Source organism: Bordetella sp. N (assembly GCF_001433395.1).
Classification (GTDB): domain Bacteria; phylum Pseudomonadota; class Gammaproteobacteria; order Burkholderiales; family Burkholderiaceae_B; genus Bordetella_C.
Window position 1 is genome coordinate 1138128 of sequence record NZ_CP013111.1, and the last position, 25603, is coordinate 1163730.

22 protein-coding genes are annotated in these 25603 nt (G+C 66.4%); 6 read left to right on the forward strand and 16 right to left on the reverse strand.

Features of this window, described 5'->3' with window-relative positions:
• Window positions 1–3 precede the first annotated feature (3 nt).
• From ASB57_RS04955 to ASB57_RS04965, 3 genes are all read left to right on the forward strand, one after another.
• Complete coding sequence (locus ASB57_RS04955) at window positions 4–966, forward strand: LysR family transcriptional regulator (RefSeq protein ID WP_057651063.1); 963 nt, start codon at window positions 4–6, stop codon at window positions 964–966.
• Window positions 967–1033: 67 nt separating this feature from the next.
• Window positions 1034–2584 (forward strand): diguanylate cyclase, encoded by a 1551-nt coding sequence (locus ASB57_RS04960; RefSeq protein WP_057651065.1) that lies wholly within the window; start codon window positions 1034–1036, stop codon window positions 2582–2584.
• 194 nt (window positions 2585–2778) lie between these two features.
• Entirely contained in the window at window positions 2779–3999 is a 1221-nt protein-coding gene (locus tag ASB57_RS04965) for an MFS transporter (RefSeq protein ID WP_057651067.1), read from the forward strand.
• A gap of 3 nt (window positions 4000–4002) precedes the next feature.
• Here the strand turns inward: ASB57_RS04965 and ASB57_RS04970 are convergent, their stop codons facing one another.
• The 4 genes from ASB57_RS04970 to ASB57_RS04985 all read right to left on the reverse strand — a co-directional run bounded on the left by ASB57_RS04970 (window position 4003) and on the right by ASB57_RS04985 (window position 7811).
• Window positions 4003–4851: a nitroreductase family protein gene (locus tag ASB57_RS04970; protein ID WP_057651069.1), complete on the reverse strand. Its 849-nt coding sequence runs from the start codon at window positions 4849–4851 to the stop codon at window positions 4003–4005.
• 97 nt (window positions 4852–4948) lie between these two features.
• The gene (locus ASB57_RS04975) at window positions 4949–5713 is read right to left on the reverse strand and encodes an SDR family NAD(P)-dependent oxidoreductase (RefSeq protein ID WP_057651071.1); all 765 of its coding nucleotides are present in this window, start codon (window positions 5711–5713) and stop codon (window positions 4949–4951) included.
• Complete coding sequence (locus ASB57_RS04980; RefSeq protein WP_057651073.1) at window positions 5710–7143, reverse strand: heavy metal sensor histidine kinase; 1434 nt, start codon at window positions 7141–7143, stop codon at window positions 5710–5712. Before ASB57_RS04980 ends, ASB57_RS04975 begins: the two co-directional genes overlap by 4 nt.
• A complete protein-coding gene (locus ASB57_RS04985; protein ID WP_057651075.1) occupies window positions 7116–7811 on the reverse strand; it encodes a heavy metal response regulator transcription factor in 696 nt (231 codons plus the stop codon). The genes ASB57_RS04980 and ASB57_RS04985 overlap by 28 nt, the downstream gene beginning before the upstream one ends.
• Window positions 7812–7956: 145 nt before the next feature.
• On the opposite strand from ASB57_RS04985, the gene ASB57_RS04990 reads away from it, so the two are divergent.
• From ASB57_RS04990 to ASB57_RS05000, 3 genes are read left to right on the forward strand one after another with little or no spacing between them, the layout of a single operon-like run.
• Window positions 7957–8580, forward strand: coding sequence for a hypothetical protein (locus ASB57_RS04990; protein WP_057651077.1), 624 nt, complete (start codon window positions 7957–7959; stop codon window positions 8578–8580).
• Window positions 8581–9231: a cytochrome b/b6 domain-containing protein gene (locus ASB57_RS04995; RefSeq protein WP_057651079.1), complete on the forward strand. Its 651-nt coding sequence runs from the start codon at window positions 8581–8583 to the stop codon at window positions 9229–9231.
• Window positions 9224–9985, forward strand: a complete 762-nt coding sequence (locus tag ASB57_RS05000; RefSeq protein WP_057651081.1) for a molybdopterin-dependent oxidoreductase — start codon at window positions 9224–9226, stop codon at window positions 9983–9985. The genes ASB57_RS04995 and ASB57_RS05000 overlap by 8 nt, the downstream gene beginning before the upstream one ends.
• On the opposite strand, the gene ASB57_RS05005 is transcribed toward ASB57_RS05000, so the two are convergent.
• The 12 genes from ASB57_RS05005 to ASB57_RS05060 form a co-directional block, all read right to left on the reverse strand.
• Window positions 9982–11694 carry an ABC transporter ATP-binding protein gene (locus ASB57_RS05005; protein ID WP_082621973.1) on the reverse strand — a complete coding sequence of 571 codons (1713 nt, stop codon included), beginning with the start codon at window positions 11692–11694 and terminating at the stop codon, window positions 9982–9984. The genes ASB57_RS05000 and ASB57_RS05005 overlap by 4 nt on opposite strands.
• A complete protein-coding gene (locus tag ASB57_RS05010; RefSeq protein WP_057651084.1) occupies window positions 11687–13336 on the reverse strand; it encodes a rhodanese-like domain-containing protein in 1650 nt (549 codons plus the stop codon). The genes ASB57_RS05005 and ASB57_RS05010 overlap by 8 nt, the downstream gene beginning before the upstream one ends.
• Before the next feature lie 12 nt (window positions 13337–13348).
• On the reverse strand, window positions 13349–14191 hold the full coding sequence (locus ASB57_RS05015; RefSeq protein WP_057651086.1) for an ABC transporter permease: 843 nt from the start codon (window positions 14189–14191) through the stop codon (window positions 13349–13351).
• Window positions 14188–15165, reverse strand: coding sequence for an ABC transporter permease (locus ASB57_RS05020; RefSeq protein WP_057651088.1), 978 nt, complete (start codon window positions 15163–15165; stop codon window positions 14188–14190). The genes ASB57_RS05015 and ASB57_RS05020 overlap by 4 nt, the downstream gene beginning before the upstream one ends.
• A gap of 19 nt (window positions 15166–15184) precedes the next feature.
• Window positions 15185–16783, reverse strand: a complete 1599-nt coding sequence (locus tag ASB57_RS05025) for an ABC transporter substrate-binding protein (RefSeq protein ID WP_057651089.1) — start codon at window positions 16781–16783, stop codon at window positions 15185–15187.
• On the reverse strand, window positions 16780–17994 hold the full coding sequence (locus tag ASB57_RS05030) for an LLM class flavin-dependent oxidoreductase (RefSeq protein WP_057651091.1): 1215 nt from the start codon (window positions 17992–17994) through the stop codon (window positions 16780–16782). Before ASB57_RS05030 ends, ASB57_RS05025 begins: the two co-directional genes overlap by 4 nt.
• Window positions 17991–19733: an ABC transporter ATP-binding protein gene (locus ASB57_RS05035; RefSeq protein ID WP_082621383.1), complete on the reverse strand. Its 1743-nt coding sequence runs from the start codon at window positions 19731–19733 to the stop codon at window positions 17991–17993. Before ASB57_RS05035 ends, ASB57_RS05030 begins: the two co-directional genes overlap by 4 nt.
• Window positions 19730–20575 (reverse strand): ABC transporter permease, encoded by an 846-nt coding sequence (locus ASB57_RS05040; protein ID WP_057651093.1) that lies wholly within the window; start codon window positions 20573–20575, stop codon window positions 19730–19732. The genes ASB57_RS05035 and ASB57_RS05040 overlap by 4 nt, the downstream gene beginning before the upstream one ends.
• Window positions 20572–21540: an ABC transporter permease gene (locus tag ASB57_RS05045; RefSeq protein ID WP_057651094.1), complete on the reverse strand. Its 969-nt coding sequence runs from the start codon at window positions 21538–21540 to the stop codon at window positions 20572–20574. Before ASB57_RS05045 ends, ASB57_RS05040 begins: the two co-directional genes overlap by 4 nt.
• Before the next feature lie 16 nt (window positions 21541–21556).
• The gene (locus ASB57_RS05050) at window positions 21557–23167 is read right to left on the reverse strand and encodes an ABC transporter substrate-binding protein (protein ID WP_057651096.1); all 1611 of its coding nucleotides are present in this window, start codon (window positions 23165–23167) and stop codon (window positions 21557–21559) included.
• Window positions 23168–23283: 116 nt separating this feature from the next.
• Window positions 23284–24525: an acyl-CoA dehydrogenase family protein gene (locus ASB57_RS05055; RefSeq protein ID WP_057651097.1), complete on the reverse strand. Its 1242-nt coding sequence runs from the start codon at window positions 24523–24525 to the stop codon at window positions 23284–23286.
• Between the two features lie 143 nt (window positions 24526–24668).
• The gene (locus ASB57_RS05060) at window positions 24669–25601 is read right to left on the reverse strand and encodes a 2-dehydropantoate 2-reductase (protein ID WP_057651099.1); all 933 of its coding nucleotides are present in this window, start codon (window positions 25599–25601) and stop codon (window positions 24669–24671) included.
• Window positions 25602–25603: the final 2 nt, after the last annotated feature.

A 25603-nucleotide genomic window follows, 5' to 3' on the forward strand; every position in this document is an offset into this window, starting at 1 on the left:
ACAATGAAAACCGACCTGAATGATCTCAATGCCTTCGCGGCCGTGGCCATGGCCGGCGGCTTTCGCGACGCGGCGCGGCTGCACGACACCAGCGCGTCCCGCCTGAGCGATGCCGTGCGCAGATTGGAAGCGCAATTGGGCGTGCGCCTGCTGCATCGGACCACGCGCAGCGTGTCCTTGACGGAGGCGGGCAGGGGCCTGCTGACTCGCCTGGAGCCGGCGCTGACGGAAATGCAGTCGGCGCTGGAGGCGGTGAACGGCTTTCGCGACCGGCCCGCCGGTACCTTGCGGCTGAATGTTCCCGTCAGCGTGGCGCGTCTGGTCCTGCCCGCCATCGTCTCCCCTTTTCTGGCGGCGTACCCGGACATCCGCCTTGATATCGTGGCGGAAGAAAGCTTCATCGACATCCTGGCGGAAGGGTGTGACGCAGGCATACGGTATGGCGAGCGGCTGGAGCAGGACATGATCGCCGTGCCCATCGGGCCGCGCACGCAACGCATGGCCGCCGCGGCCGCGCCCGCCTACCTGGCCCGGCACGGCACGCCGGCGCATCCCCGCGACCTGATGCAGCATGCCTGCCTGCGCGGCCGCTTTCCCAGCGGCAATATGGCGGCCTGGGAGTTCGCCCGCGACGGCGAGACCTTGCGCATCGATGGCACGGGACCGCTGGTGGTGTTGATCGGCGGGGGCGTGGATCTGGCGGTGGACGCGGCCATCGGTGGCAGCGGCGTCGTCTACCTGTTCGAAGAGTGGCTGCGGCCACACCTGGACAGTGGCGCCCTGGTGCCCGTGCTCGAACCCTGGTGGCAAAGTTTCCCCGGCCCTTTCCTGTACTACTCCGGCCGCCGCTTCATGCCCACGCCGCTGCAGGCCTTCGTCGACTTCGTCAAGGCCACCAACGCCGCCAATGCCACTGATGCCACCAAAGCCGCCCATGGCCCCGATGCTATGATCGTTGCGCCGTGACACGCGGCCGTGGCAGTGAGGGCTGCCGCGCATAGTCGCTGGGCTCGCTCAGGGGGAGTGGCGGTCGATGTCGCGCATCCGTAGCCTGCTGTCCGCAGTGGTCGCCCCCATCGTGCGGGTGACGGGAAATCGGCCCCATGTCGTCGGTATCGCGGGCAGCGTCATCGCCATCATCGCGGTGCTGATCCCGCTGGCGATGATGTGGCTCATACGCCAGCAAGTCATCGATCACCATCGCGAGACCTCCGAGAATCTGAACGCGATGATCGCGCTGGATCTGGAAAACAATTTCCGCTTCTATGATGTCCAGCTGCGGGATCTGGTCAGCGATGAACAGGCGCTGTTGTCCAGGACGCCCGTCATGGTCGGCGATCCGGTGAACCAGAGAATCTTCAAGAGCCTGCCGGCGGAAGCCTATGTGGAAGGCAAGTACGTCGTCGACAAGGCTGGCGTGGTCGTGGCGTCGCAATGGGATACTCAGGACAATCTGGGTGTGCGGGTGGACGACCGGGCGTATTTCACCGCGCAGAAGAACAGTCCTGACACCGGCTTGTTCATCTCCCATCCCTATCTTTCCAAGACGCGCCAGGGCGGCCTGTACATCGCGCTGAGCCGCCGTTTGAGTGGCGCGGATGGGACGTTCACGGGCATTGCCTTGTTCGAAGTGCGCCTGGAGTTGTTCCAACGTCTGTTCGACCGCATCTATCTGGAGGCGCCCGGCGTGGTCGAGATTCTGCTGCAGGATGGCACGACGATCGCATCGAAGCCCTATTCGGACACCGTGGTAGGTCGCAGCGCCGCGACCTCGCCCATTTATGCGGCCATGGCCGGCCGTGACAGCGGCACGCTCATTGCCCGGGGCCGCGGCGATGTCGAGCGCCTCTACACGTTTCGCCGCGTCGCCGGCCTGCCGTTCATCGTCCTGGTCGCGCCTTCCATGCACGATGTGCTCGATGAATGGAATCGGCATTTCCGTCTGGCGGCGGCGGCGTCCTTGTTCTGGGGGCTCGCATTGACCGCGGGCGCGTGGCTGCTGGCCTTCACGCTGGGGGAGAAGCAGCGTGTCCAGGGGGAACTGGCCAAGCTGGCCGCCACGGACCCGCTTACGCAATTGCACAACCGGCGGACCTTCGACGAGCGCTTCCAGGTGCAGTGGCAGAGCGCGGCGCGGACGCGGCGGCCGGTCTCGGTCCTGTACATCGACATCGACCGCTTCAAGCTGTTCAACGACACCTACGGGCACGCCGAGGGCGACAAGGTATTGGCCGCGGTGGCGCGGTGCATAGGCAGATCGATACGGCGTTCCGTGGACGTGGTGGCCCGTTACGGTGGGGAAGAGTTCGTGGTGCTGTTGCCCGAGACGGAACTGGCGGGCGCGCAATCGGTGGCCGAGACCGTGCGCGCGAACGTGCGCGCCCTGGACATGGAAAACAAGGGAACCGACATCGGCCGGGTGACGGTCAGCATCGGTTGCGCGAGCTGCGTCCCGGCGGCTAGCGAGCAGGGCATCGCGTTGTTGCAGGCCGCCGACGGCCTGCTTTATCAGGCCAAGGAGTCGGGGCGCGATCAGGTGCGGGCCGCATTTTTCGAAGCCTTGCCGGCATGTGCCCCATCCTGATTCAAAGTCAGAAAATTCGCATCGCCGTGGGGCGCGCGATGCACCAAAATGGGACTCATAAGCATGTGACTTGCGCTGGCGGATTGAGCGGTTACCATAGCGCGTGTCCTTGCTTCATGCACCCGTCGCGGGGGTCTGGCAAGCGACGTTGTTCCTCTCCGCTGTTGCCGACGCTGTTCTCGAATTAAATCCCTATGTCCATCTCTCCAGGCGTGGCCGACGGCCTTGCCGCTCCTTCCATCCAACTTTCCGCCGCGCAGACGCGGCGCGCGCTGTTTGCCCTCGGTGTCGGCGGCTTCGCCATCGGCACCGGTGAATTCGTCATCATGGGCCTGCTGCCGGACGCGGCGCGCGACCTGGACATCAGCATTCCGCAGGCCGGCCATCTGATCAGCATTTACGCCCTGGGCGTGGTGATCGGCGCGCCTTTATTGGCGGTGCTGGGCGCGCGCTGGGCCCGCCGCTCGTTCCTGATCGGACTGATGCTGGTGTTCGCGCTGGGCAATTTCGTCAGCGCCATGGCGCCCGGTTTCGTTTCGATGGCGCTCGCGCGTTTCGCGACGGGCTTTCCCCACGGGACCTACTTCGGCGTCGCGGCCCTGGTGGCGGCCGGACTGGTGGCGCCGCATCGGCGCGCGCAGGCCGTGGCCATGGTCCTGCTGGGCTTGACCATCGCCACCCTGATCGGCGTGCCCATCGCGGCGGCGATCGGGCAGATGCTGGGGTGGCGTTCCGCCTTCGCCATCGTCGGCGCCATCGGTTTGCTGACGGCTTACGCCGTGTGGCGCTGGGTGCCTTACGTGGCGGGCGACAAACGCGCCAGCCCTTTGCGCGAACTCAGCGCCTTGCGCAACAAGCAGGTGGTGCTGACGCTGGGCATCGGCGCCATCGGTTCTGGCGGCATCTTCACGGTGTTCAGCTATATCAAGCCGACCATGACCGAGCTGGCGCATATGCCCGAGGCTTGGGTGCCGGTGGTGTTGGCGCTGTTCGGCGCGGGCATGGTGTCCGGCAACCTGATGGGTTCACGCTTCGCCGACCGCAATATGGAGAAGACCATACGCTCGGTGCTGATCTGGGCCGTAGGGGTGATGGGCGCGTTCTACTTCTCGGCCCATAGTCCTTTCCTGGGGCCGCTGAACGTGCTGCTGATCGGCACCGTGGTGGCGCTGGCGGCGACCCTGCAGACGCGCTTGATGGACGTGGCGGGCGACGCGCAGACCCTGGCCGCTGCCTTGAATCACTCCGCCTTCAACATCGCCAATGCGCTGGGCGCCTGGCTGGGCGGCCTGTCCATCGACGCCGGCCTGGGCTGGTCGTCGACGGGCTGGGTCGGCAGCCTGCTGGCGCTGGCCGGCCTGGGCATTCATGCCTGGGCGCTGGCGGACATGCGGGCCAAGAAAGCGCAAGCCTGACGCCTAACGCAGCAGGAAGCCCAGCTCGTTGAGGATGGCCCGCAGATCATAGCGCTGGTCGGCCGGGTTGGCCTTCAGGCGGTTCAGGATGTGGTCGGTCCACAAGGGGTGTTCGATGGACTGCTTCTTCCAGAACGCATCCAGGGCGCGGTTATAGGTCTCGACCGCGTCCAGCTGCCCAGCGCCGTCGTAGTACTCGTGATGCAGCACGGCGGCCTGGGGCAGGCGCGGCTTGACGTGATGCGACACCGACTCGTCCGCATAACCGATGGCGGTGCCGAATACCGGGAACACGTGCGGCGGCAGTTTCAGGTCCGCCGCGAGCGCGCGGACGTGGCTGCGGATGGCGCCCACATAGACGGCGCCCAGGCCCAGCGATTCCGCGGCCAGCACGGCGTTCTGGGCCGCCAGGCCCGCTTCCACCGACGCCAGCACGATGGACTCGACGAAGTCGCCGCCATTGATCGTCGAGTCACGGTCCTCGGACACCTGCCGCGCGCGGGAGAAGTCCGCCAGCCAGATCAGGAACAGCGGCGCCTGGCGCACGAAACCTTCATTGCGCGTGCCGACGGCCAGCCGGGCCTTGTGCTCGGGGTCTTGCACCGCGATCACGCTCCACACTTGCAGATTGGACGATGTCGATGCCGATTGCGCCGCCGCGATCAAGGTAGGCAGCACTTCGGGCGCCAAAGGCGTGGGCGCGAAGGCGCGCACCGAGCGATGGCCTAGCGCCAGCCGGATGGTGGGGTTGTCGAGGACGGGATACGCACCGGCGACTTCGGCGCCATAGCGATGGGTCAGCAGCGCATCGACGGCAGGGGGCGATGCGGGGGCAAGCTTGGTTGCGGTCATCTCGGCACTCGTAGTGGGAGCTCGAAAAGCGGAGGCTTTAAAAGCGGAGCAGGAAAGGACTTTGTATTCTAGGTGCGCCGCTTATGGAAAGGGGGTATTAGCATAGGTTCAGTCCACCATCTGAAACCACCACTTCCCCCGTCAGATAATCCGCCGCCACCAGCATCGCCACCACGTGCGCGATATCGTCCGGGCTGGCCGCCCGCCGCATGGGCGAACGTTCCTTCCATAAGCGCTGCGCGTCGGTCCAGGCGGCCGTCAACGGCGTATCGACCAGGCCCGGCGCGACGGCGTTCACCCGGATGTCAGGCGCCAAGGTCGTCGCGAGCAGCTTCGTCACGTGGTTGAGAGCGGCCTTGGTGGCGGCGTAGGGGATGGAGGCGCCCTTGGGCCGCACCCCGGCATGGGAACTGATATTCACCACGCTGGCAGGGCGGCCCCGGCCCGCGGCGGCCCGCAAGGCGGCCTCCGCCGCGCTGACCAGGCGAAAGGGCGCGACCACGTTGACTTCGTAAAGCTCGTGCCAGATGTCTGGTGTGGCGGCGGCCAGGTCGCCATGGGGAATGACGTGGCTGATGCCGGCGTTGTTCACCAGCACGTCCAGGCGGCCCCAGGTGGCGACGGCTTCCCGGACCAGCCGGTCGCGGTCGCTGTCGTCCGCCAGGTCCGCTTGCAGATAGGCCGCGTGCTCCAGGTCCCGCGCCATGGCCATGCCGACATCGACCGAGGAACGTGAATGCAGGATGACGGCGTAGCCTTCCCGGACCAGCCGGCGCGCGACCGCCGCGCCTATGCCGGAAGTCGAACCGGTGACGAGCGCGACCGGGCGGTCGGCGCTGGAAGCAGGGCGGGAGTGGGTCATGTGGGCAGGTGTCCTGGCACGCGGGGGTAGGTCAAGGTGAAGCGGATCCGCGCGGATCCCAAGTCTATTGCATCGTCCAGGCACTGCGCCGTGGCGCTGCCGCCATGCAGCACCATGATGGCGCGCACGATGGATAGCCCCAGCCCGCTGGCGTCGGAATCCGCGCTGCGCGACATGTCGGCCCGGTAGAAACGGTCGAACAGCTTGTGCAGGCGTTCGGGCTCGATATAAGGCCCGACGTTCTCCACGTGCACCATCACGAAATCGGGCCCTTCCTGCGTACTCAGGGTCACCACGCTGTCGGGGTCGGCGTAGCGTACGGCGTTGGCCACCAGATTGCCCAGGGCGCGGCGGAACAGGATGGGGTCGGCCTGGACGCCGCCATGCGCTTTGGACGCCAGGCGTATGCCGCGTTCCTCCGCCAGTCCCTCGAAATAATCGGCGATGCGCTCGAATTCGACGGTCATGTCCAGCGGCGCATGATCGAGAACCGATTGGGCATTGTCCGCGCGGGCCAGGAACAGAATGTTTTCGACCAGGCGCGCGATGCGCTCCAGCTCCTCGACGCTGGACGCCAGCACCCCCTCGTATTCCTCCGGGCTGCGCCGCTGGCACAGGGCCACCTGGCAGTTGCCCAGCAGCGCGCCGATCGGTGTGCGGATCTCATGGGCCAGATCCGCCGAGAACTGCGCCAGGCGCTCGTACCCATCCGCCAGGCGGTCCAGCATTTCGTTGAACGACGCGGTGACTTCCCGCAATTCATGCGGCGTGTCCCGGATGCTGAGGCGCCGGTCCAGGCTGCCCGGCGTGATGCCCGCCGCCTGAGACGCCAGGTTGCGCAAGGGCCGCAGCCCACGGCGCAGCGCCAGATAGCCCAGCACGGCGATGGACAGAAAGGCCACCAGCACGGACGCCGCGATCTGCGCGCGATACTGGCGCAGCATGCGGGTCTCTCCCAGCATCACGTGTCCGGCGATGACTTCCAGGTCGGCCCCATCGGCCGTGACCGTCATGGCCTTGACCCATCTTACGGGGACGCCCAAGGTGCTGTCCTGGCCATGCACGGCGGCCGTCGTCATGTCATCTTGTAGCGGCACCGGCGCCAGATCGGGCAGCGCCAGCTTGCCCGGATTGACATTGACCAGGGGCGCGTGGCCGGGCTGGCGGAATACCAGGATGTCCTGTTCATTGCCCAGCATGTTCTCGAACAGCTGCGGTCGCGCGCGGATATCGTCCAGCCTCAAGGTCTGGCGCATCAGCGAGCGGTAGCGGTCGACCCTGCCGACCAGGCCGACGTCGCTGCGCGCGATCATGTTCGCCTCCATGGACATGTACAGATACAGGCCCAGCACGCTGACCACCACGGCAGCCAGCAGCGCGAACAGCAGCGCGGTGCGCAGGGTCAGGGAGCGGGAGCGCTTTCGGCGCATTCGCGCACCTCGCAGACGTAACCCATGCCACGCACGGTATGGATGAGCTTGGGCTCGAAAGGCCGGTCGACCTTGGCGCGCAGGCGCTTGATGGCGACATCGACCACATTGGTGTCGCTGTCGAAGTTCATGTCCCACACTTGCGACGCGATCAAGGTGCGCGACAGCACTTCGCCTTCACGGCGCACCAGCAGATGCAGCAAGGTGAATTCCTTGTTGGTCAGCGCGATGGTGGTACTCATGCGCGTGACACGGCGCCTGAGCACGTCGATATGCAGATCGGCCAGGCGCAGCTGGTCCGCTTCGCGCACCACGCCCCGGCGCAGCAGGGTGCGGATGCGCAGCACCAGCTCGGTGAATGAAAACGGTTTGACCAGGTAATCGTCGGCGCCCAGCTCCAGCCCCTGGATGCGGTCCTGCAGCTGGTCACGGGCGGTCAGGAACAGTACCGGCACGTCCTGCCGCGCGCGCAAGGCCTGCATGACCTGCCAGCCGTTCAGGCCGGGCAGCATGACGTCCAGCACCACCAGGTCATAGGCCGTTTCCGTGGCCATGTGCAGGCCATCGGCGCCGTTGCGCGTCCAGTCGACGGCGTAGCCCGATTCGCCCAGGCCCTTTTTCAGGTATTCCCCGGTCTTTGCATCGTCCTCGACCACCAATATCCGCACGCGTCACCCCTGTATCAGAGCCTGCATTTTATCGATCCGGGGCCCGGGACTCGATGACATTTTTGTCATTCACGGGTCATGTTTGTGTCCCCTGGCCGGGCGCATGATCGATTCCGCTGTTCCCGACCCTTTGGAGATCCACACGATGAAATTTTTCCAGATTCGAGCCCTCGCAGCCAGCGTACTCCTGGCCGGCGGATTGGCGGCGGCGCATGCGCAGCCGGCGCAACCCGCCCGCACGGCAGTGCGCGGCACCATAGACCAGGTCAGCCCCACCTCCGTGGAAGTCACCGCCCGTAACGGCACGAAGTCCACGATCGCCTTGCCGGCCGACGTGCGCGTGGCCGCGGTGTCCATCGCCAAGCTCACCGACATCAAGCCCGACAGCTACGTTGGCACCGCGGCCGTGCCGCAAGCTGATGGCACGCTGAAAGCCCTGGAAGTCCATGTATTCGCGGCGTCGCTGCGCGGCATGGGTGAAGGTTTCCGGCCCTGGGAAGGCGCCGATGGCAAGAAAGGCAGCATGACCAATGGCACCGTCGGCAGCGTGGTGACGACCAGCGGGACGACGATGAAAGTGAAATACAAGGAAGGCGAAAAGACGGTCGTGGTGCCGCCGGATGTGCCGGTGGTCTACCTGGAACCGGGTGACGCCACCCTGATGAAGGTCGGCGCGCCGGCGTTGATCTTCGCGCAGAAGGGCGATGGCGGTGCCTTGAAGGCCTTGAACGTCATCATCGGCAAGGACGGCACCATCCCGCCGATGTAAATGAAAACTTCCCGCTCCCTCCATCCGCCCACGCGCGTGCGGGTCCATACGCTGCCGGTGCGCCTGACGCATTGGGTGAACGTCTATGCCATGGCATGCATGTTCATGAGCGGCTGGGCCATCTACAACGCTTCGCCCATCTTCGGCTTCACTTTTCCTGAGTGGGCCACCCTGGGCGGTTGGCTCGGGGCGGCCACCATCTGGCACTTCGCGGTGATGTGGCTGCTGGTGGCCAATGGCCTGGTCTATCTGCTGGCGGGAATCTTCAACGGCCATTTGCGGCGCGACCTGCTGAGCGTCAGCGTGGCGGATGTGCGGCATGACCTGGGTGCTGCCTTGCGCATGCGTCTGGGCCATCGTATCGGGCACTACAACGCCGTGCAGAAAGCCATGTATCTGGGCGTGCTGCTGCTGGGCCTGCTGCTGGTGCTGTCGGGACTGGCCATCTGGAAGCCGGTGCAGCTACAGGAGCTGACCGCGTTGTTCGGCGGCTTCGCGGCGGCCCGGGTGGTGCATTTCGTGGCCATGGCGGGTATCGGCCTGTTCGTGGTCGTGCATCTGGTGATGGTCCTGCTGGTGCCCCGTACCTTGCCGCCCATGATTACGGGACGGGCGTCGCTGCATTCCACCGGGGAGCGGCACGATGCCTGAACGCAAGAAAACCAAACTGGTCCTGGAGCCGGCGCAGCGCACCGCGCTGGTCAACACGCAACGGCGCTTGCTGCTGCGCGGCGGCTTGAGCCTGGGTGGACTGGCCATGCTGTCCGGCTGCAATCTGCAGGACGGTGACACGTTCGACAAGGTGCTGTGGGCCATGTCACGGTGGAACGACAAGGTGCAGGCGTGGCTGTTCAATCAGGACAAGCTGGCCCCGACGTACAGCGCCAGCGAGATTACCAAGCCCTTTCCCTTCAACGCCTTCTATCCGGAGTACAACGTCCCGGAGATCGATCTGTCCGATTACCAGCTTGAAGTGTCGGGCATGGTGGCGGACAAGAAGCCCTGGACCCTGGAAAACCTGCGCCGCCTGCCGCAGGCCAGCCAGATCACGCGGCTTATCTGCATCGAAGGCTGGAGCGCCATCGGGCAATGGGGCGGCGTGCCGCTGAAGACATTCCTGCAGCATATCGGCGCCGACCTGAGCGCGCGCTACGTGGGCTTCAAGTGCGCCGACCGCTATTACTCCAGCATAGACATGGCCACCGCTTTGCATCCGCAGACCATCCTGGCGCTGGATTTCGGCGGCGAGGCCCTGCCGCCCGATTTCGGCAACCCCTTGCGGCTGCGGGTGCCGACCAAGCTTGGCTTCAAGAATCCCAAGCACATCATGGCCATCTTCGTGACCAATACCTATCCCGGCGGGTATTGGGAAGACCAGGGCTACAACTGGTTCAGCGGCATTTAGCGCGCGTCGAGACGGCGGCGCGGGTGCCTGGGGTCGGGCACGGGGACGGCCGCGAGCAGGCGGCGCGTGTAGGGATGCTGCGGGTTGCCGAGGATAGCGTCGCGCGGGCCGATCTCGACGATCTCGCCCAGGTACATCACGGCGATGCGGTGGCTGATGCGTTCGACGGCGGCCAGGTCGTGGGAGATGAACAGATAGGCGATGCCCAGTTCGGCCTGCAGCTGCAGCATCAGGTTGATGATGCGGGCCTTGACCGACACGTCCAGCGCGGACACGGACTCGTCGGCGACGATCAGGCTGGGCTGCAGGCCGAGGATGCGCGCCAGGCACACCCGCTGGCGCTGGCCGCCCGAAAACTCGTGCGGATACCGGCCAGCCATGTCCGGGTCCAGCTTGACCCGGCGCAGCGCGTCGGCGACCTGTTCATCGACACCGGCCCGGTTCGCCAGGCCGTGGAACAGCAGCGGTTCGGCGATGGCCTGACCGACGGTCTGGCGCGGATCCAGGCTGGCATAGGGATCCTGGAAAAGCATCTGCATGCGCTTGCGCGCCGACACCAGCTCGGCCCGTGGCAGCGTGCCGATGTCGCGCCCGTCCAGTGCGATCGAGCCGCTGGTGGGGGAGACCAGGCCGACGATGGACCGGCCTATGGTCGACTTGCCTGAACCGGATTCACCGACCAGCGCCAGGGTCTCGCCGGGCTGAATGGAGAAGGATACGTTCTCCACCGCATGAATCCGTGTCGTGATTCTGCCGAACAAGCCGCCGCGCACGTCGAAGCGCGTGCTCAGCCCATTGACGGCCAGGATGGGCGGGGCGTCGGCGCGTGGCAGGCTGGCCTCGAAAGCAGGGGCCTGGCTGGTGCCGGTGGCGACATCGACCAGACTGAAGGGTTCGGGCCGGGCTTTGCCTTGCAATGCTCCCAGACGGGGCACCGCGGCCAACAAGGCGCGTGTGTAGGTATGCCGGGGCGCCTCGAACACCTCCGTCGTGGTCCCGGCTTCGACGGCGTGGCCTTGATACATGACCAGGGTGCGGTCGGCGATCTCCGCCACCACACCCATATCGTGCGTGATGAACAGCGCGGCCATGCGGGTGTCGGCTTGCAGCTCCCGGATCAGGTCGAGGATCTGGGCCTGTATCGTCACATCCAGCGCGGTGGTGGGTTCGTCGGCGATCAAGAGGTCCGGCTCACAGGCCAGGGCCATGGCGATCATGACCCGCTGGCGCATGCCCCCGGAAAACTGCTGGGGATAATCCTTGATGCGTCCGCGCGCATTGGGCACGTGCACGCGGTCGAGCAGGCGCGCCGCTTCAGCCAGCGCCGCGCGCCCGGTCAGCCCGCGATGCTGGCGCAAGGCTTCGGCGATCTGGTAGCCCACGCTCAGCACCGGATTCAGGCTGGTCATGGGCTCCTGGAAGACCATGGAGATGCGGTTGCCGCGGATGCCTTGCATGGCGTGCTCCGGCAAGGCCAGCAAGTCCTGGTCGCCCAGGGTCACGCGGCCCGCGCTGCGGGCATGCTCCGTTGACAGCAGGCGCATGATGGCCAGCGCAGTGACGCTCTTGCCGGACCCGGACTCCCCGACGATGGCCAGGGTCTCCCCCGCGTGCAGGGCGAAGGACACCCCGTGCACCACCTCGCGCCATGCGTCCTGCGCGCGGAAAGCCACGCGCAAGCCGGCGACGGACAGGAGCGGGTCAGGCATGCTGGCCATAATCCTGGAAGGACACGGTGGTGTCGCGCTTGAGTTGTTCGATCAGGCCGACTTCCCAGTCGATATAGGTCTTGAACGCGCCAAAGCGGTCCTCGCGGAAGTAGGGCGACAGCCATACGTCGTCAGCCGGGTCATGCCATAGAGCCTGATCCGCGCCTTGCAGGACCTGCCCGGCGTCCTTCCAGGCTTGATTGGCGCCGGCCAGCACGCGCACGCGGTCGGCGCCCGCCAGACCGGCGATATCGGCGGCGGCCAGGCGCGACAGCGCCGCGTCGGCCGCCACGACCACGATGGCGCGGTCGCCCGCCGCGTCCAGCAGGCGCTGATCGATGCGGGAACGCAGGGCGAAATGCGCGCCGGGGATATGCCCCGCGCGATACGCCTGGCTGCCGGAGAAATCGAACAGGGCGATGGCGCCGGCATCCAGGCCTTGCTTCAGTTCGTTCGCCGTGATGGGGGCGCCCGCTTGCGGCAGCCCCACCGTGGCGCGGCGCGCAACGCCCAATTCCAGGGCATCGGTGGCGCTGTCCAGCCCGTAGGTGTAGACATCCGTCCAGCCCAGCTGGATCAACCAGGACGCGGTGATCGCCGACCGTACGCCATTCGTGTCATCGACCAGGACGACGCGTGCATGATGGGTGGCGATCCATTGGTCGGTGGCCTGCACCAGCTGTCCGCCTTCCGCCCACACGGAGAAGGGCAGGTGGCCGTTCTGGAACTCCTCCCGGGTGCGGACATCCAGCACGTAAAGGCTGCGTGACGCGTCCGCCCGCAAGGCGTCCAGTTCGGCCCGTTCAATGGCGCGGATGCCGAAACGCTGGCGCAAGGGCGCGATCGACCGCAGTGCCTTGTCCAGTCCGGCGGGCGAAGGCGGCGGCGCCGTGTTGTGGTGTTTGGTGTTCAGGGGGTAGCCCGCCTTGAGCCAGGCCATCGCGCCGTTTTCCAGCGCCACCACGCGATTGGGCAGGCCCGTGTTGATCAGCGCCTGGGCGCCGATGATGGAGCGCGTGCGGCCCGCGCAGTTGATCACCACCAGCGTGTCCTTGGACGGCACCAGGTCGTGTACGCGGTAGGGCAGTTCGGCGTTGGGCACGGCGTGCGCGCCCGGAATGCTGAAGTTGTAGAACTCGTCGATATTGCGGCCGTCCAGGACGATCAGGTCCTCGCCGCGATCGATGCGCGCTTTCAATTCCTCGGGCGGGATGTGCGGCGTGCCGTAGGCGTGCTCGACGAATTCGCCGAAGGCCTTGGACAGCACGTGCCAGCCCGTGTAGACCTCGAAGCCGGCGGCGCGCCAGCCTTGCACGCCATCTTCGAGTATCGCCACGTCGCGATAGCCGGCGTCCACCAGCCGCTGCGCGCCGCGCTGCGCCAGGCCGTCGGCGCCGGCGTCGTACACCACCACCGGCGTGTCGCGGCGCGGGATCAGCGCGTCGACCTGGAGTTCGAGCTGGCTCAAGGGCAGCGGAATGGATTGCAGCACATGGCCGTCGTCCACGTGGCGGGCCAGTTCGCGCACATCGATGATGGCGAGTTCCTGCTTTTGCTTCAAGCGCTCGACCAGTTGGCGAGCTGAAATGCTGCCGATGGCGGACAGCGTGGTGTCCGGTACCGCGGCGATGATGGCGCTCATGGGGGTTTCCTCTCAGATATCGCTGTTGGGGTTCAGAATCAGGCTGACGCCATTGCCGATGGCCGTGATCGCGGCCACGGTCAGGACGATGGCGACGCCGGGTATGGCGGTGATGTACCAGGCCGTGCGCAGAACCTGTCTGCCCGCGCCTATCATGCTGCCCCAGGACATGACGTTGGGGTCGCCCAGCCCGAGAAAGGCCAGGCCGGCTTCGGTGAGTATCGCGGCGCCGGCCAGGATGGTTGCCGTGACGATGGCGGGTGAAATGACATTGCGCAGGATGTGCCGCCAGACGATGTGGGGTGCGCTGAGACCCAGGGCAAAAGCGGCGGCGATGTACTCGCTGGCGCGCACCCGCATCGTCTCCGCGCGGATCAGGCGCGCGGTCTGCGGCCAGCTGGTCAGGCCGATGGCCAGCACGATGGACGTGATCGTGGGCTTGAAGATGGCCATGATGGTGATCACGAAGATCAGCGACGGCATGGTCTGGAACAGCTCCGTCACCCGCATCAGCACGTGGTCGACCCAGCCGCCGAAATAACCCGATGCCAGGCCGATGGCGATGCCCAGCCCGGACGACAGCCCGGCCGCCGCCACACCCACCAGCAGCGAGATACGCGCACCGTAGACCAGCTGCACCAGGATGTCGCGGCCGAAACTGTCGGTGCCCAGCGGAAAGCGCGCATCGGCGCCGGGCCACAGGAAGGGCTTTCCGACCATGGCGAAGGCGTCGTACTTGAAGACCCAGGGCGCGGCGGCTGCCCACAGCGCCGCCAGCACGAGCAAGGCCAGGGACGCGACGGCGGCGGGATGGCCGGCGTAGCGGCGCCACGGCGTGAGCGCGGTCGTGGTCATTTCAGTTCTATCCTCGGATCCAGGCTGGCGTAGACCAGGTCGGTGACGATATTGGTCAGCATCACCACCAGCGAGCTGCAGAAGAGGATGCCCAGCAAAAGATTGAGGTCGCGCTGCATGACGGCATCGAAGGCCAGGCGGCCCAGGCCGGGCCAGGCGAAGACGGTCTCGACCACCACGGAGCCGCTGAGGATGGACCCGATCTGCATGCCCGTGACGGTGACGACCGGCAGCAAGGCATTGCGCAACACGTGGACCACCGACACCCTGGCCGGGCTCAGGCCTTTGGCTTGAGCCGTGCGCACGAAATCCAGGCGCTGCACGTCCTTGATGGCGGTACGCGTGATGCGCGCGTAGATCGCCAGGTAGAAGAACGTCAGGCTGAGCACCGGCATGATCATGTGGCGGATCACATCCAGCACGCGGGCGTAGCCCTCGTACTCGGCATCGACATCCTCCACCCCGCCCGTGGGCAGCCAGCGCAGATGGATGGAGAACAGCACGATCAGCATCAGGCCGATCCAGAACAGCGGCGTGGCGAAGCCCACGGTGGTGAAGGCCGATATGGTGTTCTTCAGCCAGTTCCGCCGCGTATTGGCCGACAGCCAACCGAGCGTGACGCCGATCAGGCTGGCCAGCAGCAGGCTGGCGCCGGCCAGTAACACTGTTGCAGGCAGCCGATCGGCGATGAGGGCCGCCACGCTCATGCCGTTGCGGAAGGAATAGCCCAGGTCGAAACGCAGCAGCTTGGCGTAGTAATGCAGCAGTTGCATGGGCAGGGACAGGTCCGTGCCGAACTGCTGGCGCAGGGTGTCCATCAGCTCCGGCGTCGCCGCGCCCATTTCGCCCGCCATGACATCGGCGATGTCGCCCGGCGCCAGCTTCAGCAGGAAGAAATTTGCCAGGATGATCAGCAGGGCAATGGGGATGACCTGAATCAGGCGCTGGGTGAAGTAGGCGAGATAACGCAGCATGTGGGGCGGTCCTGCCTTGTCAGACCTGGTCGCGGGCTTGCAGCCAGATGTCCTTGAAGGACTTGGCGTAGCCGTCAGGGAAGGTGCTCAGGCCCTGCACGCGAGTCGAGACGACGCTGAAGTGCTGCAGTTCCAGCAGATTGATGGACGGCAGGTCGTCCTGGGCAATCTTCTGGAATTGCACCAGCAGTTCGCGCCGTTTCACCGGGTCGACTTCGGTGAAGCTGGCTTCGATGATCTTGTCCAGGGCGGGGTTGGAGTAGCCCGTGCCATTGGACCAGGGCACGCCCTTGGCGATGGTCTTGGTCCAGTAGCGCCGCAACACGCCGAACTGGGGATCGGCCCCGGCGGCGTAGTAGGTGCTGAAGGTGTCGAAGTTGCGGTCGCCGAAGATGGTGCGGTGAAACTGGCTGAGATCCAGATTGACCAGCTCGACTTCCACGCCGACCTGCTTGAGCGACTCCTTCAGGAACTCGCCGACGCGTTTGAACACGTCGCCATAAGGCATGGTGTGGTGGGTGATGCGCAGACGCACGCCATCGGCCTTGCGCGGCAAGCCCGCTTCGTCCAGCAGCTGTTCTGCCTTTTTGAGGTCGAAAGGGTATTGGGTCGTGTCGGCGGTATACGTGGCGGCCTGGGCGCTGGGTATCGGGCCCGTCGCCAGCTTGGCCAGGCCGAACCACACCTTGTCCGCCAGGGCCTGGCGGTCGATGGCGTGGGCGAAGGCGGCGCGCAGGCGTTTGTCGCGGAACTGCGGCCGGTCCAGGTTGAAGTCGAAGAAGAAGTGCGGCACGAAGATGCCGTAGCCGCCCGTTTCGATGCGCAGCCCGGGAACCTGCTTCAGGCGGGCCACTTCCGACGGCGCCACCGAGCTGAAGGGCGAGTAGTGGACTTCGCCGGCTTCCAGCGCGGCCGCGCGGGCGCCGGGGTCGGTGATGGTCTTGATGCGTACCCGGTTCAAGTGGGCACGGCCGCCCCAATAGTCGGGATTGCGTTCCAGCAGGATGTAGTCGCCACGCTGCCATTCCTTGAACACGAAGGGGCCCGTGCCGATCAGCTTGTTGTTCCATTCATTGGTCAGCGGCGGCTTGCCTTCGTACAGGTGGCGCGGCAGGATGGCGGCTTCGGTGCCGGACAGCACCGCCCAGATGGCGGGCGAGGGCTCCGACAGCTTGAAGATCGCCGTATAGGCGTCGGGCGTCTCGACGGCTTGCACGGCTTTGTAGGCGGTGCCGGCGCGCGGATTCACCTTCTTGACGATCTCCAGCACCGTGTGCTGCACGTCGGCGGACGTGAAGGGTTTGCCGTCATGCCATTTGACGCCGCGGCGCAAATGGAAAGTGATGGTCAGCCCATCGGGCGATGCTTCCCAGCGCTCAGCCAGGGCCGGGATGGGTTTGGAGTTCGCGTCATAGGCCACCAGGCCTTCGACGACCTGCGCGGCGAGCACGCTGGCCGTGTTGGAGTTGAACAGGAAGCTGGAGGGCTCGGGTTCCAGGTTGACGATGAACGTGCCGCCCTCGCGCGGCTTGTCTTCGGCAAGGGCGTCCAAAGGCAGGGCGCCCGCCAGCGCGGCGGCCATGGAGGACAGCATGAAGGCACGGCGGTCTAGTGTCATGGCTGCAATTCCTTGCGGGTTTCGTGGTTGGCTTGCCTGCCGTTGGCGGCCGTTGCGTCCGGGATGCGCAGGCCGGCCTGGTAGAGCAGCGGCAACACTTTCTCGCCGAAGTACTCCAGGTCGGGCGCGAAGTCGTAGAAGGTCAGTTGCACGCCGTCGATGCCGGCGGCCTTCAGCTTGAGCAGCTTGTCGACGATCTGTTCGGGGCTGCCCACCAGATGCAGGTTGCCGCCGATGGCGCGATGCTGGCGGCGCTGCTTGCGCCAGGCCTGGCTGTCGCCGCGGCGTCCGTGCTCGGCGAAGTTCTCCACCGCCACCACGTCGGCGGCCGCCTCGATGGCGTCGCGGTAGGCGATGGCTTCGGCCTCCGTGTCGCGGCAGATCACCATGGGATTGATCATGGTGCGCAGCGAGCGGCCGGCGGCGGCCGCGACGGCGCGGATGTTGGCGATGTGGTCCGGCAGGCTGGCGAGCGCGTCTTCGATCTGGTTGCCGGCGGGGCTGGTGATGAAGATCAGGTCCGAGTGCTGCGCGGCATACTGGATGCCGGCGGGCGAGCCGGCGGCGTTCACCAGGATCGGCCGTCCATACGCGGGTTTGGGCGAGACGAAGGCGTCTTCCATGGCGTACCAGGGGCCGTCCACCGTCAGGTTCTCGGTCAGCGACCAAAGCTGCTTGAGCCTTTGCACGAAGACATCGGTCATCTCGTAGCGCTTGTCATGTTCGATCTTCTTCATGCCGAACATGAGCGGTTCCCGTTCCGCATAGCCGGTAACCACGTTGATGCCCCAGCGGCCCTTGGAGATATGGTCCAGGGTGGCGCCGAACTTGGCCAGGTGCACTGGGTGCCAGGGACCATAGAGCACGTGCAGGGTCGAGATCAGCAGGATGCGTTCGGTGCAGGCCGACAGGGCCGCGGTGGCCATGAAGGAGTCCAGCGAAATCTCGCGGTAGCGGATGTCGCCGCCGTAGCCGCCCGCGCCGGCCCATTGCGCCAGCGCGAAGACGAGGTCGAAACCCAGGGCTTCCGCGCGCCGGGTCAAGGCGGCGTTGTAGTCGAAGGTCCAGGTGGTCGTGCGTGGCAGGGTGGACGGCGTCCAGCCACCATCCTGCACGGGCAGGAACAGGCCCAGCAACAGGGGCTGGCGCAGCACGCGTGCCAGCGGGCTGTTCGGATCGTCGGCCGGGGAGCGCTGCAGGGAGGCGGTCATGGATGGACTCCGGCAAGTGCGAGTTGAGGGGCGTGGGTCATGGCAGGCGTATCTTCAGCAGGGGCAGGGATGGGGACAGGCGCGGCCGGCGCCAGGCGCAGGCCGGGCGCCGCGGCGATCAACTGCCGGGTGTAGGGATGGCTGGGTTGCGCGAACACCTGTTCGGTGGGGCCGCGTTCGACGATCTGGCCGTCGCGCATCACCGCGACGTCGTCGGCGATCCGCCGCACCACCGCCAGGTCGTGCGAGATGAACAGACAGGTCAGCGCCAGGTGGGCCTGCAGGGATTCGAGCAAGCGCAGGATCTGCGCCTGCACGGTCACGTCCAGCGCGGAAACGGGTTCGTCCAGGACCAGTATCGAAGGCTGCGCCGCGAGCGCGCGGGCGATGGCCAGGCGTTGCAACTGGCCGCCGGACAGCTCGCGCGATTTGCGGGTGAGCACGTCCTTCGGCAGGGCGACCATGTCGAGCAGTTCCGCGACCCGTTGCGCATGCGTGGCCGGGGTGCCGATGCCCAGGGCGCGCAAGGGCTCCGCCAGCACCGTCTGGATGCGATGCTGCGGATTCAGCGAAAGATAGGGGTTTTGATAGACGAACTGCACATGGCGGCGGTAGTCCCGCTCCGCCGCGCGCTTGAGCGGCTGGCCGGTCCCGTCGCGGACCAGCACCTGGCCTTCGGTGGGGTCGAGGAAGCGGGCGATGACGCGGGCCGTCGTGGTCTTGCCCGACCCCGATTCGCCGACGATGGCCAGGGTGGACCCGGGCGCCACGTCAAAGGACACATTGTCGACGGCCTTGCGACCCGCCGCGCCGCGCGCCAGGTATCGGACGCTGACACCGGACAGGCTGATGGCGGCGGCGCCTGTGCCGGTCTTGCGCGCGGGCCGCCGATTGGGGCCGGCGCCGGGCACGTCCTTGAGCAGCTGGCGCGTGTATTCATGGCTGGGTTGCGCGAAGACACGCTCGGTGGGACCGGCCTCGACGATGCGTCCGTGGCGCAGCACGACCACATGTTGGGATCGCTGCGCGGCGACGCCGATATCGTGGGTCACCAGCAATACCCCCATGCGGTCTTCGGCCTTGCGCTGGTCGATGAGATCCAGGATGGCCTTCTGCACCGTGACGTCCAGCGCCGACGTCGGCTCGTCGGCGATCAGTATCCGCGGTGTCCAGGCCAGGGCGATGGCGATCAGCACCCGCTGCTGCATGCCGCCGGACAGCTCGTGCGGATAGTGGCGCGCCACGGTTTCCGGGTCGCGGAAGCCGACGCGCTCCAGAATGTGCAGGATGCGCGTCCAGCGGTCCGCGCGCGGCGCGCGCAGGCCGTGTACGACCAGGGCTTCGTCCAGTTGCTGGCCGACCGGCTGCAAGGGGTCCAGGGACCGTCCGGGATTCTGCGGCACATAGCCCAGCGCCGTGCCGCGCAGGCGCCGGAAACGGTGCTCCGGCAGGGTCAGCAGATTGTCCTGGCCGAACAGCACCGTGCCGGCGGTGGACGCCGACGTCGGCAAGGTGCCGGCGATGGCGCCCACGATGGTGCTCTTGCCGGAGCCGGATTCGCCCAGCAGCGCCGTCGTCTCACCATGCCGCAGCTGGAAGCTGACGTGCGAGGCGGCGGCGACATCTCCACCTTGGCCGCGATAGGTCACGGCGAGGTCGCTGACATCGAGCACGACGCTATTCCGGTCTTCCTGGACTTCGTGGCGGACGGGCGCCGCTGCGGATAAGGTCTGGGTCATCGCGCTCTCCTGCGGATCTCGGTGGCGATGCGGCTGGCGGACAGGACCACCGCGACGATGACCAGTCCGGGCAGGGCCGTCAGCCACCAGGCAAATGCCAGGAAGTCGCGGCCCTCGGCCACCTGCAGTCCCCATTCAGGGGTGGGTGGCGGCGTACCGAATCCCAGGAAACCAAGCGTGGCGATGGCCAGGATCGCTGTCCCGAATTGCAGGGCGGCAAGTCCCAGGACCGGCGTAATGGCGTTGGGCAGGATGTGGCGCACTACGATGCCGGCATGTCCCACGCCCGATCCACGGGCGGCTTCGACATAGGGCAGCGCGCGCACGCGCAGCACTTCGGCGCGGGTCAGGCGGGCGAAGACCGCGATCGACGCCACACCCACGGCCAGGGCCGCGTTCCAGGTGCCGAAGCCGAACGTGACGACGATGGCCATGCTCAACAGCAGATTAGGCACCGCCAGCAGGACGTCGATCAGGCGCATGATCACCGCGTCCGCCAGGCCGCCTGCATAGCCGGCCAGCATGCCCACCGTCACGCCTGCCGACAGGCCCAGCGATACCGCGATGGTCGCGCCGCTCAAGGACAGCACCGCGCCGTGGATGCTGCGGCTGAAGACATCGCGGCCCAGGTTGTCGGTGCCGAACAGATGCTGCAGGCTGGGCGCCAGCAGGCGATTGGCGGGGTCGGCGTCGAGCGGGCCATAAGGCGCCAACAGGCCTGGCGCCACGGCGCACAGAACGGCCAGGGCGATGACGATCAGCGCCAGCACCAGGCCCGGTTGCCGGATGCGGATCAGCCGCAGTTGCGCCAGGCTGCTCGCACGAAAGACGGCGGTGTTCATGACACGGACTCCTTGGGCGCCGGGCGCGACACCGTGCGGGCGGCGCGCACGCGGGGATCGACCAGGGGGTGGGCCACGTCGACCAGCCAGTTGGCGATCACGAAGGCCGCGGCCGCGATCAGCACCACCGCCTGGATCACGGGAAGGTCCTGGCTGGCCACCGAACGCTGGGTCAGGTAGCCCAGGCCGGGACGGGAGAAGATGGTTTCGGTGACGACGGCGCCCGCCACCAGTTCACCGGTGGTGATGCCCAGCACCGTCAGCGCCGGCATCAGGGCGTTGCGCAGCACATGGCGCACATAGATGCGCGCGGCGCCGGCACCCTTGGTCTTGAGCACGTCGACGAAAGGCTCGTGATAGACCTTCTGGACGCTGGCCATCAGCACCGCCGCCAGTGGCGCGCTGACCGGCAGCGCCATGGCCAGCGCGGCGAACAGCAGCGAAGAAGGCGCCTGGTCGTCCACCGCCACGAACAGGCCCAGCCGGAAGGAGAACAGCTGGATCACCAGCAGGCCCAGCCAGAACATGGGTACCGACACGAACAGGCTGGGCAGCAGTTCCAGGGCATGGCGCAAGGCCTTCCACCGGGTCAGCGCGACGACGCTGACGATGACCAGGGCTAGCAGCACGGCGAACACAAGGCCCAGGCCGGTCAGCTGCAAGGTGGATGGCACCGCCTTGGCCACGAGGGTGCTGACGCGTTCTCCCGACACCAGGGAATAGCCCAGGTCGCCCTGGAACAGATGGTGCAGGGATCCCAGATATTGCTCCCAGGCCGGCCGGTCCAGGCCGTAATAGGCCAGGATGCGGGCGGCGTCCTCGGGACTGACCGGGTTGTCCGGGTCGGCCAGCCGCACGCTGATCGGATCCAGCGGAATCAGGTACAGCAAGGCATAGCTGGCCGTGTAGGCCAGCCACAGCACGAGCAGGGCTTGGGCGGTGCGGCGGAAGAAGTAGCGCGACATGACGATCGGGAAGGGCCTACTTCTTGGCAAGCCACGTGGTGAGGAAGTATGGACGTCCCTGGGCTTCATGGCCGATGTCGTGGACGTAGTTGGCGACGCCGTAGACCAGCGCGTCCTCGTACAAGGGGATGGCCAGGCCGTTTTCCAGGACGTAGTCCTGCACCTGCGCGGCGATCTGCTTGCGCACCTTCAGGTCGGCGGTCTGGTTCTGCTTGCGCACCAGGTCGTTCAGCTCCGGTATGGTCTTGTTTGCCTGGTTGCCGACGTTGCTGTCCCAGGTGAAGCGCAGGGCGTCGATGTCGAAGCGTATCTGCGAGGTCTGAAAGAAGGCATTGACCTTGCCGTCACGCTGGACCTTGGCGTAAGTGGCGGCGTCCGACTTGTGCAGGCGCAGGTCTATGCCTACACGCTTCCACTGCTCGGCCAGCAATTCGAAGCCGCCTTGTGACGTGATGTGGTGCATCGAGATATAGGTGGGAATGGTCAGCTTGGCGCCGTCCTTGTAGCGGTAGCCATCAGCGCCCAGCTTCCAGCCGGCCTCGTCCAGCAAGGCCGCCGCTGCCTTGGGGTCGTAAGCCAGCCTGGCAGACTCGTCGATCCAGCCGGGATTGCTGCGGCCCAGCACCGACGTCGCCAGGGCGTAGCTGTCGGACAGCAGGGCTTTCTTCAACTCGGCGCGGTTCGTGGCCAGGTTCAGCGCGCGGCGCACCCGCACGTCTTCCAGCGTGGGCGTGCTGGAGTTGACGGTGAGCACATTGGCGACGTTGGCCGAGATCACTTCCAGGTGATGGCGCGGCGAGCGCTTCACCAGGGGTTCGTCGGTAGGCAGGATGCCGCGGGCGGCATCGGCCTGGCCGGCCAGCAAGGTGCCGACCCGCACGCTGCCTTCCGTGGCGATGGTGTGGACGAAGCCGTCCAGGTAGGCCGGACCCTGATGCTTGAGGGCCGCCGGGCCCCAGTTGTACTGATCGCGGCGCTTGTAGGCGATCTCCTTGCCGGGTCGTTCGGACGCGAACACGAAGGGGCCGGACGTGACCAGGTTCTTGCCCTGGCATTGGTCCTGGTAGGACAGCTTGAGCGAGCTTTCCGCCAGGATGCCCGCCTGCGGCATGGACAGCTGCTGCGGGAAGCTGACGTTGGGCTTCTTGAAGTAGACCGTGACCTGGGTCGGCGAGTCGACCTCGGTGCGGTCGTAGTCGGCGATCATGGTCCAGCGCGGGATGGCTTGCGCGGTATTGCCCTGGGCGATCTGGTCCAGATTGTCCTTGACCACGGCGGCGGTCAGCGGGCTGCCGTCGCTGAACGTCACGCCTTCGCGCAGGGTAAAGGTGTAGCGGGTGGCGTCGTCGTTGGTTTTCCAGGCCGTGGCAAGCCAGGGCGACAGTTCCGCGGTATTCGGGTCCTGGTAAACGAGACGATCGAAAATGCTGTTGGAGATGACCGAGTTGGCGTAGGTGCCGGCGGCCGAGGGCGCCAGGCAGATCCAGGCCAGATAGTCCAGCACCCGCAAGGTGCCGCCGCGCTGCGGCGTTGCGGCCGCATCTGCTGCCGCGGCGGGCAGGGGGCTGCCGACGGCGAGTAGCGTCCCGATCAATCCGGCCAGGACGGCGGACTTGCTTGCTTTCATTGCGATGACTCCAGGAATGGCCGCCGGCATGCACGATGCCGGCGTGGGAAGGAATGCTGCGCGGCAGGACGCGCGCGGGACTTGAGGTTCAGGCTTTGGGCTTCAGCCTTCAGGCTTTAGAAGAAGCCCTGCTTGGGCAAGGGCTCGCCGCGCGCCAGATGGGCGCCGATCGCCAGGGCCTTGTACAGCGACGGGTTGTGCGAGGCGATGGTGCGGGCGTTGCGCCAATGGCGGTCGAGCTGCCGTTCGCGATGTGTCGCGGAGGCGCCGGCGATGTCGAACAGCAAGGTGGCCGACGTCGTGCCCAGGGCATCCACCACCACCTTGGCTTGCGCGGCGGCCAGGGACGCCGCCTGATTCGCCGCCGTGCGCTGCGCGATGGGCAGGGCGGCAGCTGCGTCGAAGGCTTCGGCCGCATGAAGGATGGCGGCACGGGCCGCGAAGGCATTGGCCGCCAGTTGTCCCAGCGTATGCAGCAGCAGGGGATCTTCCGTCGGCGTGGGCGACGGCGCGAAGTAAAGATGCTGTTTGCGGGTCTTGATCAAATGCAGGGCTTCGTCATAGGACGCTTGCACGATGCCGGCGATCACCGCCGTCAGGAACAGCTGGGGCAGGCTGGAGCCGTATTCCGCGCCGGGGCGCAGGCGGTCGCGTTGCAGGACCTGCAGCTCGCTCTCCAGGCGCGCACGATCCAGGATGACCGTGCCGCTGCCGGTAAAGCGCTGGCCGAAGCCGGCCCAGTCGTCGATGACCTTCACACCGGCCTGGCGTGCCGGCACCACGGCCGTGACGGTCTGCGTACCGTCCGGACGTGTGGCCTGGATGGCGAGCCAGTCGGCATAGACGCTGCCCGTGGCGTATTGCTTGCGGCCGTCCAGGAACTGGCCCTGTTCGTCTTCGTGCAAGGTGGTGCTGAAGCGGCTGAGGTCGGCCACGCTACCGTCGGCATTGAGCGGACGCACGGCATCGGTCACGCCGTTGGCGAACAGTTCGCCTTGGCCCGCGCGCGTCAGCCAGTGCGCGGCCTGGCCTTCATCAGCCAGGGACAGCAGGCTGTTGACGAAGCCATAGTGATTGCGAAAGATGTGCGCGACGTTGGCATCAGCCGCGCCAAGGCGGACGATCAGCGCGAACAACTCGCGGTAGCTCAAGCCCGCGCCGCCATACTCGCGCGGGATGTGCAGGGCGCCGAAGCCGCGCGCCAGCAACGCGCGTACCTGCTCGTGCGGAAGCTGGCTTTCGTGCTCCCTTTGCGCCGCGGTGCGCGCGATGTCGTCAAACAGATCCGCCCAGTCATCCTGGGCGGGTGGGTAAGCGCTGCTGTGCCGCGGCGCGGCGGCATCGTTCGTGAACGTCATTGAAATCCCGTAAATCTCGATTCATTATTTGCTTATTTGTATGAATCGAAAGACATATCCCTTTTTTCAAATTACGGGATCGGTCTTGCGAGGGCAACGAATCGTTCCTGATATCGATATTCTGTCCTGGCCAGGTTTTTGTATTAGGATGCGGCCATTCCATGCCGGCGGGCATACACCTGCAAGTGGCAATACGACGCGCGGATCAGGGGCACATCGATGTCGTGGCGAGCGGCGCGGGTGATGAGGTCGCCGACGATGGCCGCGGATTCCAGACGCGGCGCCCCCTGAGCGATATCCCGCATCATGGACGCGGCCCACTGGGAATTGACGTCCAGCAGCCGCTCTTCCAGTTTGCGGACGTCGTCCGGCGCCAGCGCATGGCCCTCGGCCCGCGCGATCGCCAGGCATTCGCCGATGGCCTGGTGCATCAGACCGGCGCCGTCCTGCGTCGCCAGGATGTCCGCGATGGTGCCGCGCATCAGGCAGTTCATCAGCGCGCCGGCAGCGAGCATCATCCACTTGTTCCACAAGGCCTGCTCGATGTTCGCCGACAGCGTGCGCACGCCCGACGATTGCGCGACCAGCGCGTGGAAGCGCTCCGCGAGCGCGCTGTTCGCCTCGCCGCGTCCGCCGACGATGACGACATCGGTATTGGCCAGGTGACGGATCTCGCCCTGCGCGTCCAGCATGGTGGCAATGTAGGACACGCCGCCGATGACTCGGTCCTTGCCGTAGCGGCTGTCGAGCTGGTCGTAGACACCCAGGCCATTGAGGAAGGGCAGGATGCAGGTATGCGGGCCCACGGCGGGATCGATATCCTGCAGGGCCGCGTCCAGATCGTAGGTCTTGCAACTGAGCAGGATCAGGTCGTAAATCGGCGTCAGCGCAGCGGCCGTCACGGTAGGGACCTGGCCCGAGAAATCGCCCAGGGGGCTATGCACGCGCAAGCCCTGCGCGGCCAGCAGCTCGGCGCGTTTGGGCCGGACCAGGAACGTGACATCCGCGCCGGCCTGGATCAGCCGCGCGCCGTAGTATCCGCCGATGGCGCCCGCGCCGACGACCAGTATTTTCATGA